Here is a 15142-nt window from a genome sequence, read left to right as displayed (position 1 = left end):
TAACATCAAGGAGGAATTACAAACGTGAAAGTGAAATCAACATGGTTGTTCCGTATGGTGATGATGACAGTGATCGCGGCTGTCGTGATCGGACCTATGAATATTGCAGGAGCAGCAGGAAGTCGGACAGATCGACCTTGGATGAACACTGCCCTGTCGGCTGAGAAACGGACAGCGTTGCTGTTACAGGAAATGACGCTGGAAGAAAAAATAGATTTGGTGACTGGCAAGGTCAACAATTACTATGGATTCTATAATAATTCGATGGAGCGGTTGGGCATTCCGGCGCTGACGATGGCAGATGGACCTGCAGGTGTACGTATCGCTAATCCGGATGTGCAGGACAAGCAATCGACTGCGTTGCCTGCTCCAATTGCGCTGGCTGCAACGTGGGATATCCAAGCTGCCAAACAGTATGGGGATTTGCTCGGAGACGAGGCTTTTAATACAACTCATAATGTGGTGCTTGGACCCGGGATGGATATTGCCCGAATTCCATGGGGATCGCGAAACTTTGAATCTATGGGCGAGGACCCGCTGCTGCAATCTCAAATGGCGACCGCTTATGTCAAAGGTATACAAAGTCATCCTGTTCTGGCGACTGCCAAACATTACCTTATGAATAATCAGGAGACAGAGCGTTTCACAACAAATGTCAAAGTCAGTGACCGTGCGCTGCATGAAATTTACATACGTCCGTTTCAGGAGGCTATTGCCAAGGCAGACTTGGGCGGAGCTATGTGCTCCTTTAACAAGGTCAATGGCGAATCGGCATGTGAGAACAAGACCATCATGACAGATCTCTTGAAAAAGGAAATGCAATTCAAGGGCTTCGTGATGAGTGATTACGGCGCGAACCTGAGTACAGTCGAATCGGCAAATAGTGGCTTGGATCTGGAAACACCGGGGACTCCTTATGGAAAATGGGGAGATCAGCTGCTGGCTGCTGTCAAGAATGGTAAGGTAAGTGAAAAAACGATTGATGATAAGGCTGGGCGCATTCTGGTGCAAATGTTCAGCAAAGGTTTATTTGATCACCCGGCTCAAAATAACCAAATTGATGTCCATGACCATGGCAAGACAGCCCGTCAATTGGCTGAGGAAAGTATGGTACTGCTTCAAAATAAAAACAATGCATTGCCATTGTCTAAAGATAAACTCAAGTCTATTGCTGTGATTGGCCCCGATGCAGATAACGGCACTGTGGCAGGCGGAGGCAGTTCGCTGGTGAATCCGACGTATACCGTGAGTCCGTTAGAGGGCATCCGCAATCGTGTCGGCAAAGGAGTTACCGTCCAATATGCACCGGGCACAGACCCGATCTCTGCAGGAGACATTATGCCAGGGCCATCTGCTGTTCCGTCTTCACTGTTGACTACATCTGATGAGAAAGAGGATATCAGTGTTGGATATGCGACTTATGGAGATGGCGAACAGGGACTTCGAGGCGAATACTGGAAGAATAACAAGATGGAAGGCAATCCGATTCTTGTACGCAATGATGACCAAGTCAATATGAACCTTGGATTTTATAATTATCAGGGCTTCAATGCGAAGTCCCCTAAAGTTCCAAATACACCAACGACACTGAACGGCTTGATATCTGCACGCTGGACAGGGGCAATTGCAGCTCCCAAGGATGGTGACTATGCATTGTCATTAACCAGTTTGGGATCAAGCAAGCTGTATCTCGACGATAAGCTTTTCGTGGATAATCAAGGTGAAAAGCTGGGCACTACGAAGAAAAATATCTCCCTTAAAGCGGGTGAAAAGCACAAGATACGTATTGAATACCGCGCTGATTATCCGACCAATGGTCGGGATTCCGGTGGTATGGTTCGTCTGGGCTGGGAACCTCCGGCAGATACGTCAGATAAGCTGATTGACAACGCTGTGAAATTGGCGAAAAAATCGGATGTTGCGATTGTTGTTACGCGCACGTATGAGAGTGAGGGATATGTTGAGCGTTCCGATATGGAGCTCCCGAATAATCAGGATCGGCTGATCCGTGCGGTTGCGGCTGTAAATCCGAAAACCATTGTCGTACAAATGAGCGGCAGAGCCGTGCAAATGGATACATGGCAGGACAAAGTCCCTTCCATCGTACAAGCATGGTTTGCTGGACAAGAGCAAGGGAATGCTATAGCGCGCGTCTTATTTGGAGATGTAAATCCTTCGGGTAAGTTGCCGGTAACCTTCCCAGTTAACGAGCAGTCTACACCTGTATCCTCACCAGAGAAGTTTCCGGGTGTGAACGGTATAGGTGACTATTCAGATGGTATTTTTGTAGGCTATCGTGGGTATGAGAAATCGGGTATTCAACCGGCGTTCTCCTTTGGACACGGTTTATCCTATACAACATTCGGATATAGCGATCTGAAAACCAAACAGCATGCGAGTGGAAAAAAATCCGATCGTATGAGTTCCGTCGAAGTTTCGTTCAAATTGAAGAACACTGGCAAAACAGCCGGAGCTGAGGTTGTACAAGTGTACAGCGGTAAGCTTCCGACAAACGTAGAGACTCCATCCCGTCAACTGGCAGGCTGGTCCAAGGTAGAATTAAAGCCGGGTCAAGAGAAGAAGGTTCGCATTGAGCTCGACCCGAAAGCTTTCTCTTATTGGGATGAAAAGTCCAAAGCATGGGTTATGCCGGCGGGTGAAGTGCCCATTTATGTGGGCAGCTCCTCACAGGATTTACGACTGACAGGAAGTGTTACGATTCCGGCTACCTCTACAGCAAAGGCAAAAAAGTAAATCCCGTTACATTTGTTTTAAAATGGTTATATTCAAGAGAGCGCGGGCACAAGCACCGGCTCTCTTTTTGCTATCGGTATGTAAACGTCCAACAGGTATGCAAAGGGAAACCCAAGTGAAAGCTGAAATAGTAGAGAGAGTGGGGACAGGCTAGTGATGGGGAGAGGAGGATATTAGATGAAGAAACTCCAAAAGCAACGACGTACTGACATCTGGTTGCTTATAGCTGTAGTAGCCATTTTGATCTGTGCAGTCCTGGCCAGTATGGCTATACGGAATGTTCCGGGGCCGAAAGCAGAAAATAACGTCAACATGTGGCTAACAACACCCGATCCGGCGAATCGTCTAACCCAACAAGCCCCGATCCGTTGGGATAAGAATGATAAGGATAGCAGTAAAGAAAAGGCTGCGAATGCGGATACACTGACGATTGAGATTAAGCCAGATATTCGTTACCAGACGATGGAAGGGTTTGGCGCAGCGGTGTCCGGTTCGTCCGCTTACCTGATGAATCATGGCATGTCTGCCAATCAGCGCGATCAGCTGCTAAATGATTTGTTTACAGCCGGTGGCATTCAACTCAGTTATATTCGCCATACCATTGGAGCCTCAGATTATTCCGTAGATGAACAGGGACAGCCTGGCAGCTATACCTATGACGATGTGGAAACAGGCAAGGACTATGAGCTGAATCATTTCTCCATCGCTAAGGATCGGGATGTAATCGACGTGCTGAAGCAAATCTTGAGAAGAAACCAGGATTTAAAGATTATGGGGACCCCGTGGACAGCTCCACCCTGGATGAAATATGGGGAGCAGATTTATAACGGCTGGTATTTGGACTATACCGATCCGCGCGTCTACCAGGCTTATGCTAACTATTTTGTTCGTTACCTACAGGCTTATGCGAACGAAGGGATTCCGATTCAGGCGATTTCCATTCAAAATGAGCCAGAATTCACGACGTCCAAGTATCCCAGCATGAGTATGGGGGCAGCAGAACAGGCGAATTTTATTAAACAATATCTGGGCCCAACCCTAAATCGAAACCATTTATCTACTCAGATTATTGCCTTTGACCATAACTGGGATACAGGGAGTGAATATGCCAAGACCGTGTTAGGAGATGAACAAGCTCGAAACTATACGCATGGAACAGCCTTTCATTGCTACAAAGGAGAACCTACGGCGATGAAAGATGTGCATCATGCTTTTCCAGATAAGCCTGTATATATGACAGAATGTAGTGGGGGAGCGTGGAGTCCGGGCTTTGGAGATGATTTGAGCTGGGATATGTCCAAGCTGATCATTGGTGCACCCCGAAACTGGTCGCAAAATGTCCTCTTTTGGAATATCGCACTTGACCCGTCCGGGGGGCCGACCAATGGGGGGTGCACCAACTGTAGAGGTGTAGTGACCATCGACCCGTTAAGCGGTGCAGTTACGAAAAATGTGGAGTACTATGCGATTGGGCACGCCAGCAAATTTGTCCGTCCAGGTGCGGTACGTATTGATTCTACACATTATAGTGGAAGTATCGAAACGGTCGCCTACTGCAATCCGGACGGTACGCTTGTCCTGATTGCCGCCAATACAGGAGAGAGCACAAAGACATTTAAGGTTCGGCAGGGAAATAAGGTTTTCAAATCTACCCTTCCATCCAAGTCCGCGGCTACCTTTCAATGGAATCCTACGGCTTTCTGACACGGCCTGTACATCAACGTTTTATAGAAGTTTTAGAGCGCTTAGCCCATCTGGCTGAGCGCTCTTTTTTCATTTGCTACAAAATCCAGACTGCGAAAAAAATAAAATTTTAATATTGTTCAGAATTGGTTCAGAGGCGGATGATAAGATCTTTTCACTAATAACAAGAATGAACCGTTTACGGGGGAGAGTCTGATGAATCAAGAAACAAATAAAGAATGGCAAAAAGTGCTGATGGTGACGTTGCTGGCAGGTATGGCATGGGGGCCCCAGCTTGTTCATGCGGAAACGAAAGGGGAGACGTCTGCGATTGTGACTAAAGCCAGTACAGTCTCTTTTACAGATCAATCCACTATGTCATCCCAGGCATTACAGGCGGTGCAGGAGGCTGTGAAGCAAGGACTAATCACGGGTTATCCAGATGGTTCCTTCCGTCCAGATCAACCGTTAACGCGCAAGGAAATGGCAGCTTTGCTGGCTAATGCACTTAAGCTTGACGCTACGGAGCAAGCAGTAACTTTTAAGGATACGCAGGGGAGTTGGGCCGCTTCTTATATAGAAGCTGTACGTGCGGCAGGTCTAATGACCGGAGATGAATCAGGTGCTTTCCGCCCGAATGCTGCGGTGAGCCGTGAGGAATTGGCAGCAATTCTGGTGAGAGCGATTGGAGGAACCCATGTTCAAGGCGGAGATGTTCAAGACTTTTCTGATGGGGATCAGGTGAGTTCATGGGCCAAAAACAACGTAGAAGCAGCTCTCAAACTGGGGTTAATGGATACGCCGGATAATCGGTTTGACTCTAAAGTACAGGTAAAACGTCAAGATATCGCAGCCTTTCTGGTGAATGTGTTCCAATCGGGTGAACGGACGGGAATCCTTTCTCGTATCGACGGGGATATCGCTTATATGGATGGAAAGCCCTATTTGATCGGCCAGCAATTGAAGCAACTGTTCGGAGCGGACAATGTGCCGGCGCTTCAAGGGGCTACCCTGACCTATCAGGCATCGAACCGAAACGTAGCTGATCTGTCGGCGCTTCAAATTGTGCAAAGTGGTACAGCCCAACATCCGGTGACTTTGTATAGCAAAGGGTCAGAATTTAAAGGCAAGTTAGCTATTGCAGCGGATTTTGTGCGAATTCAAGGAGCTACGTTACCTCAGGTAACCTTGATGCAGGGCGCCAAAAATGTAGAGATTCATGCAGACGTAAACGAAATGATCGTAGATACGCATGAGCCTATTCAGATCCAGGGAAGTGGTGTATGGCAGCAGCTTAAACTGAATTTTGCCGATACACAGGTACGTCTCGCCAATGGGATACAGACTGTACAGACCCGTCTTGCGGAGCGGGGAACAGAGACTCAAATTATACGTGATACCACGTTGGATGCATCTTCGGATACATCCTCAACAAGCACTAAAAAAAGTTCATCCGGTGGTGGCGGTGGCAGTTCTACAACGAATCCAACGCCAACACCAATACCAACACCTAATCATGTACCTGTCTCAGCTATAGTTCCTTCCGATCAATATGCCATTATGGGTTCCGGAGATACGCTAGTGGATTTGAAAAATGTGTTTTACGATGCCGATCAGGATGAGTTGTCGTATCATGCGGTCACTTCGGATGTATATGTAGCAGAAGCAGAAGTGGCAAATAAACAGCTTACTTTAAAACCTAAATCAGTAGGAAGCACACAGGTATTTGTTACGGCAGAGGATGGAAAAGGCGGCAAAGCGAGCGTGTTTTTCAACTATACAGTGACCAGCTCTACTTATGAGGAGGACATTAATCACAGTCCTGTCGCGAGCAACAGCCTAAATGACATTCCTTTGCTCTTAAATGAAGGTGGCAAGCAGATTAGTCTGTCTGACTTGTTTAATGACGAGGATGGCGATGCACTGACCTACACGGTGGAATCGGCTTCGCCAGAAGTGGCCACAGGAGAAGTTACAGGCGATCAGCTTATACTTACGCCGCTTCAAGCCGGCACTAGTCTAATGACGATAACAGCCCATGACGGCAAGGGAGGCACAGCCTCGCTTCAGTTTGCTGCTATGGTGAATGCGCCTTTGCCTGATCCGCAGCCTGAGAATCACATACCTGTGGCTTTGCCTCATTTACCTATCGTAGTTACTAATGTGTTACAGGACAAGCTGATGCTGTATCCAGGTTCGTTATTTATGGACCAGGATGGTGACACCTTGACGTATACCCTCACTTCCTCCAATCCCCAAGTAGGCAGTGTGGTGGAGAATGGAGAAGATTCATTTGTAGCACTGCATAACGCTGGTATTACGATGATTGAGATTTCGGCGAATGATGGCCGTGGGGGCGTTTCTTTCACTTCATTTATGCTCCAAGTTGAAGCTCCTCAACCCGTAAATCATCGTCCGGTAGTGACCCGTGTGCCTGAACCTCAATATTTGGACCCGGGAGATGGTCAGCAAATACTGAAGCTGAATGATATGTTCTCTGATGAGGATGGCGACACGTTGACCTATACTGTGGTGTCTTCTGATCCATTGGTGGCAGGGGGGCAGGTAGAAGGGAATACACTTTTCATACAACCGTTGCGTAATGGTGTGACGTTCCTTACGATGACAGCAAATGATAATCGTGGTGAAACGACATCTTTTACGATTCCAGTGATTGTGGAGAAAAGAGATTTGTTCATTTCCGAAGTCGTGTGGCAAGGCGAACCGGATTATCTGGACCAGGCGATTGAATTGTACAATCCGACCAACAGACCGTTGGAGAAAAATAAAATCTGGATTGAGCGATCCGACCAACCAGACCCGATTATCATAAATGCCAATGACGGAGATGTCATTATGCCTGGGCAAACCTTTGTAATTGCGAATGATTTGAGTTCGTTCGGATCGGAAGATTGGTATTATACCTTCCTGCAGTTACAACATAACAATTCGGAACCCGTTACGCTTAAGCTGTACTACAACAACGTGCTCATTGATATGGCAGTTATTGGTCAAGGGCAGGCCTTGGGACGGAACAGTGGTACGGTCATTGGTAATACAGATCCATATCAAGCTGGCGAATGGAATGTTGAGGGGACGAACTCCCCTGTTAATTTAGGTGACTTTATCGGTAGGGAGAGAATGACACCATGAAAAATAAGAAGTTAACCGCTCAGCTGGCAGCTGCATTGCTGCTGCTGAGCCCCTCGCTTCCTGCCGGAGCAGAGCAAGCTACCGTGATAGATGCGGCTTCCGTAGCCAATGGGCCGACAGGGAACAATACTGCCACCTGGACGGACGTACAGCAGCTTACAACACAGCAATTGGAACAACTGCAAAAAGCCCGTGAACTCGGGATTATCCAAGGCGACCCCGCCGGAACGCTCCGACCTGGGCAGAAGCTCACACGTCAGGAGCTAGCCGCACTGCTGGTCAAAGCGTTGCAGCTTCCGACGGGCAACCTGGACGGCGCTGCCTCCTTCACGGACGTGCCCGCCGATAGTTGGGGGCGCCCGGCTATAGAGGCAGCCCGTAAGGCCGGGCTGATGCAGGGCGACGCCAACGGACGCTTCCGTCCGAATGACCTGATCAGCGCCCAGGAACTGGTCGCGCTGTTGGTCAGGTCCGCTGGGACGGGGACGTCTGCGGGCACGCCCGCTAGCACAACCGACTCGCCGTCGGCACAGACGCTGCCGACGGCGTGGAAGGACGCCAGCCCGTGGGCGGCCCCGATGATTCGGGCGGCGCTGAATAACGGGCTGATGAGTGAATTTGGCGGAAATCTACACGCCAAAGACTCGGTAAGCCGCGTAGATGCGGCCAGCCTACTCGTATCTGCTTTGTTTCCACAGGAGCGTGCTTCGCAGCTCGAGGAAATGGACGGCAAGCAGATACGGATCAATGGCATCGCGTATGACGTGGCAGAGCCGCTGCGCGGCATTTTTCACGCGGATAATCAGACCGCGCTGCGCAACGCGGGCATTCGTTTCCATGCCACAGACCGAACAGTGGACAAGGTGACTTGGTTGGAGCTTCGCAGCAGCGGGACTTCGGCTCGTGACGGCGAAGCAGAGTTCAGTGGAAACATTGTGCTGAACGGACACGGCTCCACGCTAAACGGAGATTTGGTGATCGCTGGTGATTTTACATCCGTACTGCACTTGAATGTGGAACAGCAGTTAACGGTGGATGCCCGGGTACAGCAGGATTTTTATGCACAGGATGTACAGGTGCAGGGACAGACCCATATTAATGGCGGAGATAACAATACAGTTGTATTTGATAGCTCAACGTTGACGCAAATGGATGTCACAAAGCCAGAAGTTCACGTTGTACTTAGTGGTACCGCAAGCGCGACGATCATGAACGTCCAATCCAGCGCAAGCATTGAGGTTAGCGCGAATGCTTCCTTGCCGCAGCTGAATGTTAATGAAGGGGCGAACAAAGTCAATCTTCAGGGAACGGTTCAGACCGTTCAGGTAAATGGCAGCCAGTCCGTCGAGATGACAGGTAATAGTACAATCCAACAGCTGACTGTCACAGGGACGGGTGCCTTGGAATTGAAAACGACAGGCAGTATTGAAAATATTCAAGTCAGCAACCCGGCAGCTAAGGTAAATGTGAGTGGAAATGTACAGGTTTCTGCGGTCACACTGGGTACCGGAGTAGCTTCCAACGCTGTTACGGGTCTAGCTGCGGCAAGTGTAACAGGTACGTCCTCATCTTCTGGAAGCTCATCTGGTTCATCCAGCAGCGCTAACCGTTCACCGGAAGTCGTGAATGCTTCAGTAGAGCGTGTAGTCACAGAAGGCGCTGGTGAACAGTTGTACGATTTACGCCAATTCTTTACCGATCCTGATGGGGATACCTTAACCTTTTCGGCAGCTTCTCTTCAATCCGGCATCGTACGGGCGTCCGTATCGGGCAATACATTAAAGCTTACGCCAGTCAGTGTCGGAAAAGCATCCATCAGTGTATCGGCTAATGATGGACGGGGAAAAAGGGTGTCGTCTACCTTCAAAATCACCGTGAATGGCCAGCCAGTATCTGCAGGTATACCAGATCAGGCGCTTACTGTGGGACAATCGGACTCGGTACTGCATTTGAATGATTATGTTCAGGACCCGGAAAATGCAAGCTTAACGTATCAGGTTACAGTTGATGATCCTGCTGTAGCGTCGGTGGTGCTTGCGGAGGATGAATTGCGTCTGAGTCCGCTTCGAGCGGGCAGTACGAGCGTTCATGTCACTGCCAATGACGGACAGCAAGGAGAGGATGGCAGCACAGGCCAAAAGCAGATTGATTTCAAGCTAACGGTTCAGGGCGCTCCTAACCATGCTCCACATGGACAAGCCCCTCAGCCGTTAACCGTCACATTGGGCCAGCCGGATATGACACTGGATCTTTCAACAATATTTACGGATGCAGATGGCGACCCACTGGTGTTCACAGCGATCAGTTCGGATGCTTCCATCGTGCAGACTACCATAATGAGAGCTCAGCTTTCTTTGCAGTCGCTGCAAGCGGGGAGTGTAAGTATTACCTTGACGGCAGATGACAGCAAGGGTGGAACAGATACAGTTACCTTGATTGTAACGGTTTTGCCCATACCTAACAGTAGCCCGGTAGTAACCCGTGCACCAGACGCTGTACATCTGATTTTAGGCAAGGCTGACGGAACTGTGGATCTGTCCACCATCTTTGCTGACCCGGACCATGACCCGATTCGTTATGAGATCAGTGCGTCTGATCCAGCCGTGGCAGATGCTACAGTTCAAAATGATCAGCTTGTTATTCATGGGTTGACTAGCGGCAATACCGTGATTACCATCACGGCTAAAGACGATAGAGGCGGAGAGATTAGCGCAGACCTACAGGTTCATCTATTGGAAAATGCGGTTATTACAGCGATCCCTGAGCAGTTGCTTCAATTGGGAGATGCTGCATCAGAACTGGATCTCTCACCGTTCTTATTGAACTGGGATCTAGCATCCCTGTCAGTGACAGCAGACACGTATGATCCAGGAATTGCTACGGCCCATATGAATGGTCAGAAACTACAGTTAAACCCAGTAAGTGTAGGGACCACGAGTGTAACACTCAGTGTGTATGATCAGTACGGACGTGCAGAGGGAGCGACGTTCCCGGTTACCGTCAGCATGCCTCAGCTAAATCAAGCTCCTCAAGTCGTAGCGGCTATAAACGAGCAGGTATTGACTCCCGGAGTTACACAGCAAAGAGATTATGATTTGCAACAGCTGTTCAGCGATGAGGATGGAGATGTGCTTCAGTTTACGGTCAGCTCCAGTGATCCGACATTGGTGAGTGCATCAATTAATGGCAGTATCTTAACGGTGGCTTCTGGAACAGGTAGCGGTCTTGCCGCTGTTACCATTACAGCCACGGATGGTCGGGGAGGTTCTGTGCAATACACGTTGAATACACGCAATGCCGAACTGGTTTCCGGCGGGATCACTCCGATAGGGGTTAAATACGGCTTGCCGCACAGAACCGTGGATCTGTCCAGTTATTTCCCAGGACAATCTAAATTCCTGGTATATAGAGGAACGCCATCATCGACATTCATCGGTCCTGTAGAACTCATGGGCACCTCCATTCCCCTTTCCCCCGAACCTTTACTGGTATGGGTGGTAGGAGCGGATGGAAGAGCTGTCGTATTTCAGGTCCAACAGGAACCACAGCAAGCGCCTGCTGTATATTTCTCGCAATATGTGGATGGCGGGGATGGAAGAATTGTTTTGCAATTGTATTATAACGGGAATGGAGATCCTTCCCATCGGGCAGACGGTTACTCACTGGAGTTTCATCAATGGATGAAGAAAACAAACCAAATGAAAGTTACCACTCTACCGATTAATCCGGTTTATCCTGCCATGCCCTATATAATCATCGACACTATTTTCTATGATTTCATGGATATTACGAATGCTTGGTATTTCAATGATGAGGGCGATTTCTACAACCCGAACGAATTTAACACTGTTGCATACGTTTTAAAATACCAAGGACAAGTGGTGGATGTATTAGGAAATCCAAATTCACATGAACAGTTTACTCCACAAGGAGGAACGTTCGTCCGCAAGTCAGGAATATCCTATGGATCGTCTGCCTATAATCAGCCAGATGAGTGGAATGCGTTCCCGAAAGGGACCTTTCAATTTGTCGGCATTCATACACCATAAACGGTATGTTTGTCTGCGATCGCCTGTTTTTTGAAGACAGGTCATGAATTCTTAAAAAGGTGTAACCCATCAACTATGGAGGGTTACACCTTTTTATGTACAAAGAGGTAATGATAAAAGAGATCATTTATAGCAGTGAGTGCAGTCACATAGACATATACAAAAACATGACTATAATGTACATATAGTTTAAATTTAGTCTTTTTGGGGCTGACGGTTCCACACACTTTACTCACAAAGGAGAGGATTCATCTCATGAGCATACATTTGGAATTGGATTCCTTATCCGTTGAAAGGCTAGAAATGGCCCTTTCAGGACGACCGGGAATGTTCAAGCTGTTTTATGACACCGAGGATTGTGGATGCAATGGCGTACTCGTCATTTTGGTTGTCACCGCGCCCAATGCAACTGATAAAGCAGTACAGTCTGAGCCTTATTCTTTTTGGGTAGATCAGCAGCAGGAGCAGCAGTTCGATAGCAGAATGCGGCTTGAGGCAGACCCTAGTTACCCGTCGTTCAAGCTAAGTAGTGATGCCGGTATATTTAGTAGCAATGTTAGAATTCAAGATCGGCGCGCGAACTCGTCCGAGGAGTGATGTGCGGAGGTAATAGGAATTCATTAAGCACCAAAAAAGCAATTCTGATTTACACCAAGTTTCCAAAAGACGAACCTTGTTTAGCCTATATGGCAGAGGTTCGTTTTTTTTGTGTTATATTCCAATCGTTCCACCAAAAAATGAAGTGTTTAGTGGCCTGCTCTGAAGTGGTACAATAACCTTTATGATAATCGGAGAAGGACGTTGAGAAGATGAAAAACTTGCTCGTTTCGGGCTATCGTGCCCATGAGCTGAATATTTTCAGTCAGAAGCACGAAGGCATTCCATATATTAAAAAGGCGATTGCAGGCAGGCTTATTCCCCTGATTGAAGAAGGGCTGGAATGGGTGATTACCCCAGGCCAATATGGGGTGGACTTGTGGGCCTGTGAGGTCGTTACTGCACTAAAACAGCAATATCCCCACCTCAAATGCTCTATTATGATGGCTTATCAAAATATGGACGAAAAATGGAAGGAGGACAAAAAGGAATATTTTCAGCAGATTTGTGCCGAAGTTGACTATGTAGGAGTAGTCAGCCGCCAGCCTTATCAGGGGATATGGCAACTTAGGGCACGGGATGAACTTCTTTTCCGCAAAACAGACGGTTTATTGCTTGTTTACGATGAGGATGCCGGAGAGGGCAGCCCACGTTTTATGAAGGAAGTTGCATTGAAAAAACAACAGGCAGAGGGCTATCAGTATATTAGCATCAGCTCGGAGGATATCCAGAGCATTGCGGATGAAGAACGATTATTCATGGACCTCTGATTTTTAAAGCATTAGCCCGGATTTTTGAACAAAAAGGACGTATTCGTCCCTTTACATTGATGTAAGCGCTGTCATAGAATTTAAACAACAATAACTTATCAGTCACATAAAATAAATTTATTGAAAATACAAACTATGAAAGGAGCTAATGATTCAGATGAACAAAAGGTTTCGGTATACTGCGTTGCTCTGTCTCGGTGTCATGTTGTGTGGAGTGGTTACCCCGATGGATAGCCAGGTCTCTGCTGCCTCTACGAGACAAATGGAAAAGCTGAACCGGGGAGCCGTCGCTGTTAAGGTGCCTGAGGGTGTACTGGTGAGCTGGCGCTTGCTGGGCACGGAAGCGGATTCGGTCGGCTTTAATTTGTACAGAGGGACAAGCAAGGTGAATGATGCGCCGATACCATCGAGAACCAACTTTTTGGACAAGGCAGGTTCGACCTCATCTTCGTATACCGTTCGTGCCGTGGTCAATGGAGCAGAGCAGGCCGCTTCTCCTGCGGTGAAGGTATGGAACAACAACTATCTGGATGTTCCGATCCAGCAGCCCGCGGGAGGCACAACTCCGGATAATGTGAGCTACACGTACCATGCCAATGATGCCAGCGTAGGGGATCTCGATGGGGATGGCGAGTATGAGATTGTGTTAAAATGGGACCCTTCCAATGCCAAGGATAATTCGCAATCCGGTTATACGGGAAATGTATTTTTGGATGGCTACGAACTGGATGGAACGCGCAAATGGCGGATCGACCTGGGACGGAACATACGGGCTGGAGCCCACTATACGCAATTTCTCGTCTATGATTTTGACGGAGACGGCAAAGCAGAGATCGTATGTAAAACAGCAGACGGCACGGTAGATGGTACAGGTGTAAAGATCGGGGACGCTTCGGCTGATCATCGAAACACGAGTGGATATATTTTGAAAGGTCCCGAGTTTCTCACTGTGTTCTCAGGTGATACAGGCAAGGCTCTTAGTACGATTGACTATGTGCCACCACGCGGAACGGTATCGAGCTGGGGAGATAATTATGGTAACCGTGTAGATCGTTTTCTCGCCGGGGTTGCTTATCTGGATGGCGTGAGACCCAGCATAGTGATGGCACGTGGGTATTACACTCGCACCGTTCTGGTCGCATATGATTGGCGGAATGGTAACCTGAGCCGACGCTGGACCTTTGACAGCAACAGCTCCACCAATGCCGGAACGGCTGGACAGGGGAACCACAGCTTGAGTGTAGCGGATGTGGATGGAGATGATAAGGATGAGATTGTGTATGGCTCGCTGGTTGTAGACGATAACGGAGCGAAGCTGGTTAACACCGGGATGGGACATGGTGATGCACTTCATGTTGGCGATCTAGACCCCGACCGTTCGGGCTATGAAGTGTTCAAGGTGAACGAGGACAAAAATGCCACCTACGGAGCTGCCATGTACGATCCGCGTAATGGAAATATTTTATGGGGCGTAAATACAGGCAAGGATACCGGAAGAGGCATGTCAGCAGACATTGACCCGCGGACCAAAGGGAACGAGCAGTGGGCACCGGGTATTGGGTTGCGTTCAGCCAAGGGACAGCTCATCACCAACACGCTACCGTCTTCCATTAATTTTGGCATCTGGTGGGATGGGGATCTCCTCCGTGAACTGCTGGATCATACCTCATCAAGCGCTGGAAAGATAGACAAGTGGAACTACACGAACTCGACTACTTCCAACTTGCTTACGGCAACAGGAACGAGTTCCAATAACGGAACCAAAGGAACGCCGTCCTTGCAGGCCGATCTGTTCGGTGACTGGCGTGAGGAAGTCATTTGGCGTAAAAGTGATAATTCAGCGCTGCGTATCTACACAACACCATACGAGTCAGAACATCGATTTTACACGCTTATGCATGATCCAGTGTATCGCTTGAGTGTTGCCTGGCAAAACGTAGCTTATAATCAGCCGCCGCACACCGGGTTTTATCTGGGAGAAGGGATGTCCAAGCCCCAGCAGCCGAATATATATACTCCTTGATATGTCGTTAGACAGTGGTTTGAAAACAAATAGAATGAACAAAAACAGAGAGGGCTCCAAGCGAATTGGAGCTCTTTTTGTCATGAGAGCCCAAGAGATAACGTATGCTTTCC

Annotated in this window: 7 protein-coding genes; all 7 read left to right on the top strand. The window is 48.4% G+C overall.

The window, feature by feature from the left end:
• Window positions 1-24: 24 nt before the first annotated feature.
• The 7 genes from ACWA2B_RS19875 to ACWA2B_RS19845 all read left to right on the top strand — a co-directional run bounded on the left by ACWA2B_RS19875 (window position 25) and on the right by ACWA2B_RS19845 (window position 15029).
• Window positions 25-2754: a glycoside hydrolase family 3 C-terminal domain-containing protein gene (locus ACWA2B_RS19875; protein ID WP_449292552.1), complete on the top strand. Its 2730-nt coding sequence runs from the start codon at window positions 25-27 to the stop codon at window positions 2752-2754.
• Between the two features lie 177 nt (window positions 2755-2931).
• A complete protein-coding gene (locus ACWA2B_RS19870; protein ID WP_341071698.1) occupies window positions 2932-4458 on the top strand; it encodes a glycoside hydrolase family 30 protein in 1527 nt (508 codons plus the stop codon).
• 195 nt (window positions 4459-4653) lie between these two features.
• Entirely contained in the window at window positions 4654-7590 is a 2937-nt protein-coding gene (locus ACWA2B_RS19865) for an S-layer homology domain-containing protein (RefSeq protein ID WP_341071699.1), read from the top strand.
• Window positions 7587-11639, top strand: coding sequence for an S-layer homology domain-containing protein (locus tag ACWA2B_RS19860; RefSeq protein ID WP_449292551.1), 4053 nt, complete (start codon window positions 7587-7589; stop codon window positions 11637-11639). The genes ACWA2B_RS19865 and ACWA2B_RS19860 overlap by 4 nt, the downstream gene beginning before the upstream one ends.
• A 255-nt stretch (window positions 11640-11894) precedes the next feature.
• Window positions 11895-12236, top strand: a complete 342-nt coding sequence (locus tag ACWA2B_RS19855) for an iron-sulfur cluster biosynthesis family protein (RefSeq protein WP_029517576.1) — start codon at window positions 11895-11897, stop codon at window positions 12234-12236.
• Between the two features lie 212 nt (window positions 12237-12448).
• Window positions 12449-13006 carry a DUF1273 domain-containing protein gene (locus ACWA2B_RS19850; protein ID WP_449292550.1) on the top strand — a complete coding sequence of 186 codons (558 nt, stop codon included), beginning with the start codon at window positions 12449-12451 and terminating at the stop codon, window positions 13004-13006.
• Window positions 13007-13163: 157 nt separating this feature from the next.
• Window positions 13164-15029, top strand: coding sequence for a rhamnogalacturonan lyase (locus ACWA2B_RS19845; RefSeq protein WP_397376031.1), 1866 nt, complete (start codon window positions 13164-13166; stop codon window positions 15027-15029).
• The last annotated feature ends 113 nt before the right edge of the window (window positions 15030-15142 follow it).

Source organism: Paenibacillus sp. CMM36 (assembly GCF_053570945.1).
The sequence above is the reverse complement of the archived record's forward strand: the minus strand, read 5'-3'. Positions and strand labels throughout refer to the sequence as shown.